Below are 5,730 nucleotides of genomic sequence, written 5' to 3'. Positions count from 1 at the left end.
GGGCCAGTGTGCTCTCCTCGACGACGTGGCCCTGCAGGGCGACCACGTCCTCGGCGGTGTACGTGCGCTCGATGCCCTTCCAGCGGGGGTTGGTGTTCCAGTCGTGCTGGATCTGCTCGGGGCTCTTCGGCGTGCCAACGGTGGACATTGGTGCTCCTTCGGTTACTGATCACCGGTGACATCGCGCATCGATCTTGTTAACGTCACCGCGAGTTAACTTCTCTGCTAACACAACGATGGCATAGGACATATGCGCAGGTCCACCAGTTTCAATTGCCAATTTTCGCCAACACCGGGCGTTGACTTGCGAAGATTGCGAAGGCGGCCAACACCTGTACCGGTTCAGAAGTTACCGTTCAGTAGCAAGTTTTCGCAGGTCAGTACGCCCGTACTGTTAAACCCGATCGATTCAGAGCGAGAAGATGCTGGCGACGGCCTTGACCTCTTCGCCGACGACGTATGTGAGCGTTGTAACAGTGCGATCCGCCAGCTCCGGGCCGAACAGATCTGTCGATCCCGCCGGGTGAACGTGCGTGATGATCTCCAGCTTGTCGCCAAGCGCCACCGGGAGATCGTGCTCGATGGTCACCCGCAGCGGCTTCGCCAGCAGTTCGGGGTTGTTGTAGAGGTAGTCCTCGACGACACTCCAGTACACGGAGTTGTTCATGTGATCGAAGATGTCGATGTCGCTCACCCGGACGGGATATTCACGGATCCGATCGGCATCCTCGCGGCTGCCGGCCCTCAGATACGCCTTCCAGCGCAACCTGTTGACGTCGGTGGTCCGCTGCAACCCCGCGATGAAGTCATCGGAGATGCGCGCAGGGCCCTGCGTCTCCCGGTTGATGTTGATCCAGAATGCCTCGGACTCGATGCGGCCGCCCTTGCGGCCGTCGATGCGGACCCGCATCTCGCACCACCGGTTGGACGTCCCCGAGCACCAACGCCTCAGCCGCAGGGCGTCCTTGAACTCGATGGGCCCGAACATGTCGATCATCGTGCGCCGGACGATCCACAGCGGGTGCACCTCCTCGTACCCCAGTTCGCGCAGCTGGTCGGAGCCGACGTCCTGGATGTGGCGGGTCGCGGCGTCGAAACGGAGCCTGCCCCGGCGGTCGGTGTCGGCGACCCGCAGCGGCCACTCGACGTCGAAGACGTCGGGGTGCGGATCGGGGACCGGCGTCATCGTCTTGGCCAGGCCCGTGGCTGCTCCAGTACTGCTACTCACGAATTTCGATACTGCCACAACGTCGCAGATTCACAACGACGCAGATGCCAAGAATGCGAAGCCTGCCTTAGCAGCATTGTTAGGCTGGTTCACATGGCCAAGACGTTCGTCGGATCGCGGGTTAGGCAACTACGCAGCGAGCATGGCTTCAGCCAGGCGGCGTTGGCGCAGGTGCTCGACATCTCCCCCAGCTATCTGAACCAGATCGAGCACGACGTGCGGCCGCTGACCGTGGCCGTCCTGCTGCGCATCACGAAGGTCTTCGGCGTCGACGCGACTTTCTTCGCGTCGCAGGACGACACCCGGTTGGTCGCCGAGCTGCGCGAGGTGACGTTGGACCACGACCTCGGCATCGACGTCGACGTGTCCGAGATCGCCGACATCGTCGGCGCCCACCCGACGCTGGCCAGGGCGATGGTCAACCTGCACCGGCGCTACCGCCTGACGACCACTCAGCTGGCGGCCGCCACCGAGGACCGCTTCTCCGACGGCAGTGGCAGAAGCTCGGGGTGGGGATCCATCACCATGCCGCACGAGGAAGTGCGGGACTTCTTCTACCAAAGACAGAACTACCTGCACGAACTCGACGCCGCCGCCGAGGATCTCACCGTGCGGATGCGCATGAACCGCGCCGATCTGGCGGCCGAACTGTCCGACCGGCTGATCAGGGTGCACGGCGTGCACATCGTCAAGCGGATCGACCTCGGCACCGTCATGCACCGGTTCGACCCGAGCACCAAGACACTGGCGATCGGCAGCCATCTCTCGTCGGGTCAGTACGTGTTCAAGCTCGCCGCCGAACTGGCCTATCTCGAGTTCGGCGACCTGATCGACGCCCAGGTCGACGAGGGCAACTTCACCAGCGACGAGTCGCGCACGCTGGCCCGTCTCGGGTTGGCCAATTACTTCGCGGCGGCCGCGGTGCTTCCGTACCGGCAGTTCCACGACGTGGCCGAGAGCTTTCGCTACGACGTGGAACGCCTTTCGGCGTTCTACTCGGTCAGCTTCGAGACGATCGCGCACCGCCTCTCCACGCTGCAGCGACCCTCCATGCGTGGCGTGCCGTTCTCGTTCGTGCGGGTCGACCGGGCAGGCAACATGTCGAAGCGCCAGTCCGCCACCGGGTTTCACTTCTCCTCGAGCGGTGGCACCTGCCCGCTGTGGAACGTCTACGAGACGTTTGCCAACCCCGGCAAGATCCTCGTGCAGATCGCTCAGATGCCCGACGGCCGTCACTACATGTGGGTCGCGCGTACCGTGGAGCGTCGCGCCTCGCGCTATGGTCAGCCGGGCAAGACGTTCGCAATCGGCCTTGGCTGCGAACTGCGGCACGCCCAGCGACTCGCGTATTCGGAAGGTCTCGACTTGTCTGGGGACATCGCCACGCCGATCGGCGCGGGCTGTCGGGTGTGCGAACGGGACAACTGCCCCCAACGCGCCTTCCCTGCCCTCGGCCGAGCATTGGACCTCGACGAGCACCGCAGCACGGTGTCGCCATACCTGGTGAAGCACCCATGACGAACGCTTGTCCGAGGAGTCGACTGTCATGACCGAGACCACACCCGCCCGCATCCCGTCCACCGGCAGTCTTCGCGAACTGGGGCCCATCGGCTGGATCATCGCGAAGGCCGGGGCCCGAGTCATCCGGGCACCGCGCTTTCACCTGATGGAGACCATCGGCCAACACAAGTTGCTCTTCCTCGCGTGGCTGCCGTTCTCCGGAGTGCTGCTCAACTGGGGACGGTTGTCGCGCAGAGACGCCGAGTTGGTCATCCTACGTGTCGGACACCTGCGTAACTGCGAGTACGAACTTCAGCAGCACCGTCGCCTTGCCCGGACGCGCGGCCTCGACGATGAGACTCAGGCCCGGATCTTCAAGGGACCGGATTCCGAGGGACTGACAGACAAGCAGCGGGTCCTCATCACCGCGACCGACGAGTTCGTCGTCACCCGGTCGATGTCACCGGAGACCTGGGCGGCACTGGCATCGCACCTCGACCGCAAGCAGTTGATCGAGTTCTGCATGCTGGCGTCACAGTACGACGGGTTGGCCGCGACGATGGCGACCCTGAAGATCCCGCTGGACTTCCCCGACTGAGAAGCGGCCGCTAGAGGTACGTGACCCCCAGCACGCAGATCGTGAACAGGATGGGTGCCGCCGGCAGGCACCACAGGAACGCCGTCTTCGCCGTTGCCTTGCGGCGGTGGAACATCAAGCCCAACACGCCGGCGGCGATCGCGAGCAGCAGCGAGGCCGCCGAGATGACCAGTACCCACGCGTTGACCGTCGTCGTCTTGGTGGCGAACGAAATCGCGATCAGCCACAGGAAGTGGCCGATGATCAACCCGCCGATGCCGGCGACAACCGTCGCTCTCACGCGTGCGTCACTCAGAAATTGATCATGTGGCCGGCCAAGCCGTGGAAGCACTCCTGCAATGCCTCGGACAGCGTTGGGTGGGTGTGCACGTTGCGGGTGAGCTCGTTGACGGTGAGGTCCCACTTCTGCGCGAGTGTCAGCTCGGGCAGAAGCTCGGAGACGTCGTGCCCGATCAGGTGGCCGCCAAGCAGTTCGCCATACTTCGCGTCGGCGATGATCTTGACGAAGCCGCCGGGCTCGCCGAGGCCGTGCGCCTTGCCGTTGGCGGTGAACGGAAACTTCGCCACCTTGACGTCGTAACCCTCATCGCGGGCCTGCTGCTCGGTGAGCCCGAAGCTGGCGACCTGCGGTTGGCAGAAGGTCGCGCGGGGCAGCATCCGGTAGTCGCCGAGTGCCAATGTCTCTGCGCCCGCGATGGTTTCGGCAGCGACCACGCCCATGGCCTCGGCGACGTGCGCGAGCTGCAACTTCGCGGTGACGTCACCGATTGCGTAGATGTGCGGGACGGAGGTGCGCATGTAGTCGTCGATGCCGATGGCCTTGCCGTCGGTCAGCGCGACGCCGGCCTTGTCCAAACCGAAGCCCTCGACGTTGGGCGCGAAGCCGATCGATTGCAGAACCTTGTCGGCCTTCAGCTCCTCTGTCTTACCGTCCTTGCTGACGACGACCGTTACCGTCGACCCCTCATCTGAGATCGACTCGACCTTGGTGCCGGTGAGGATCTTGACGCCCAGCTTCTTGAACTGCTTCTCGATCTCCTTGGAGATCTCGGCGTCCTCGTTGGGCAGCGCACGGGGCAGGAACTCGACGATGGTGACGTCGACGCCGTAATTACTCAACACGTAACCGAACTCCATGCCGATGGCGCCCGCGCCGGCGATGACGATCGACTCGGGTAGTTCCCGCGCCAGAATCTGCTCTTCATAGGTGACGACGTTCTCCGACAGCGACGTGCCAGGCACCAAACGCGTGCTGCTGCCGGTCGCGATGATGGCGTTGTCGAAGGTGACGGACACTGGATTCTCAGCACCGCCTGCGTCGTTCAATTCGACCGAGAGCGTGTTGGCGTCCGTGAAGGTTCCGCGGCCGTGAATCTCGGTGATCTTGTTCTTCTTCATCAGGAAGTGCACGCCCGCGACGCGGCCGTCGGCGACCTTGCGGCTGCGGTCGAACGCCGAGCCGTAGTCGAACGACACGTCCCCGCTGATGCCGAACGTCTTGGCTTCCTTGGTGAAGATGTGCGCCAGTTCGGCGTTGCGCAGCAGCGACTTGGACGGGATGCAGCCGACGTTGAGGCAGACACCGCCCCAGTACTTCGGCTCGACGATGGCGGTACTCAGCCCGAGCTGGGCAGCTCGAATGGCTGCGACGTAACCGCCGGGACCTGCACCTAGTACGACGACGTCATAGTGAGTCACGCGACCAGCCTAATGGTCTTGGTCGTCGGGCCAACGGCCGATCCACTACGCCTCCGCGCGCACCCCCCTGATCGCCGGTATCGGGCAGGCATCCGCCGCCTCGGCGACGATGTGCGTGCCGATGTCCCGCGGCCGTTCGCCGCGCTCGTACCGCGATCCGGTGACCGGAGGATCGTCGTCGAGCAGCCGGTTCTCCTCCTCGGTGTACGCGCGGCCGCGGCTGAGGAACCTCATGCCCTCCGGGGTCTCGAGGCTGAAACCGCCGCCACGGCCGGGAACCACGTCGATGACCAGCTGGGTGTGCTTCCACGCCGCGAACTGACTTCCGGAGATCCACACCGGCACGCCAGTCCCCACATCAAGAATGCCTAGCAGTATGTCGCGGTCGCCCACCAGGAACTCGCCGTCCGGGTAGCACATCGGAGAGGACCCGTCACAGCAGCCTCCCGACTGGTGAAACATCAACGCGCCGTGGCGGTTCTGCAGCGTCCGCAACAGCTCGGCTGCCGACTCGGTGATCAGCGCCCGCGAAGGAGGCTCGCTCACCAGTACCCTCGCTTCTTCGCGCAAGCGCTCATCAGAAGAAACCCTGGGCCTTGTTGCTGTAGGACACCATCAGATTCTTGGTCTGCTGGTAGTGATCCAGCATCATCTTGTGGTTCTCGCGGCCGATGCCGGACTGCTTGTAACCACCGAACGCGGCGTG

7 protein-coding genes and 1 pseudogene are annotated in these 5,730 nt (G+C 64.0%); 2 read left to right on the top strand and 6 right to left on the bottom strand.

Going from position 1 to position 5,730, the window contains the following annotated elements:
• Both QOI01_RS25710 and QOI01_RS25705 read right to left on the bottom strand, forming a co-directional pair.
• Positions 1-148: pseudogene (locus QOI01_RS25710) on the bottom strand (isocitrate lyase); the annotation flags it as partial.
• A gap of 261 nt (positions 149-409) precedes the next feature.
• A complete protein-coding gene (locus QOI01_RS25705) occupies positions 410-1,186 on the bottom strand; it encodes an acyl-[acyl-carrier-protein] thioesterase (protein WP_526385998.1) in 777 nt (258 codons plus the stop codon).
• Positions 1,187-1,321: 135 nt separating this feature from the next.
• On the opposite strand from QOI01_RS25705, the gene ramB reads away from it, so the two are divergent.
• Positions 1,322-2,746, top strand: coding sequence for an acetate metabolism transcriptional regulator RamB (gene ramB / locus QOI01_RS25700; RefSeq protein WP_526385996.1), 1,425 nt, complete (start codon positions 1,322-1,324; stop codon positions 2,744-2,746).
• 28 nt (positions 2,747-2,774) lie between these two features.
• A complete protein-coding gene (locus tag QOI01_RS25695; protein ID WP_526385995.1) occupies positions 2,775-3,326 on the top strand; it encodes a carboxymuconolactone decarboxylase family protein in 552 nt (183 codons plus the stop codon).
• A gap of 10 nt (positions 3,327-3,336) precedes the next feature.
• On the opposite strand, the gene QOI01_RS25690 is transcribed toward QOI01_RS25695, so the two are convergent.
• The 4 genes from QOI01_RS25690 to QOI01_RS25675 all read right to left on the bottom strand — a co-directional run.
• The gene (locus QOI01_RS25690) at positions 3,337-3,606 is read right to left on the bottom strand and encodes a hypothetical protein (RefSeq protein WP_526385994.1); all 270 of its coding nucleotides are present in this window, start codon (positions 3,604-3,606) and stop codon (positions 3,337-3,339) included.
• An 11-nt stretch (positions 3,607-3,617) separates the two neighbouring features.
• Entirely contained in the window at positions 3,618-5,024 is a 1,407-nt protein-coding gene (lpdA, locus tag QOI01_RS25685; protein ID WP_526385993.1) for a dihydrolipoyl dehydrogenase, read from the bottom strand.
• Between the two features lie 45 nt (positions 5,025-5,069).
• Positions 5,070-5,570, bottom strand: coding sequence for a DUF779 domain-containing protein (locus QOI01_RS25680; protein ID WP_526385992.1), 501 nt, complete (start codon positions 5,568-5,570; stop codon positions 5,070-5,072).
• A gap of 31 nt (positions 5,571-5,601) precedes the next feature.
• The coding region (locus QOI01_RS25675; protein ID WP_526385997.1) for an aldehyde dehydrogenase family protein at positions 5,602-5,730 on the bottom strand (129 nt) is incomplete at its 5' end.

Origin of the sequence: Mycobacterium sp. (assembly GCF_032162605.1) — a bacterium.
In the GTDB taxonomy this organism is placed as follows: domain Bacteria; phylum Actinomycetota; class Actinomycetes; order Mycobacteriales; family Mycobacteriaceae; genus Mycobacterium.
This window is presented reverse-complemented; position numbering and strand designations above follow the sequence as displayed.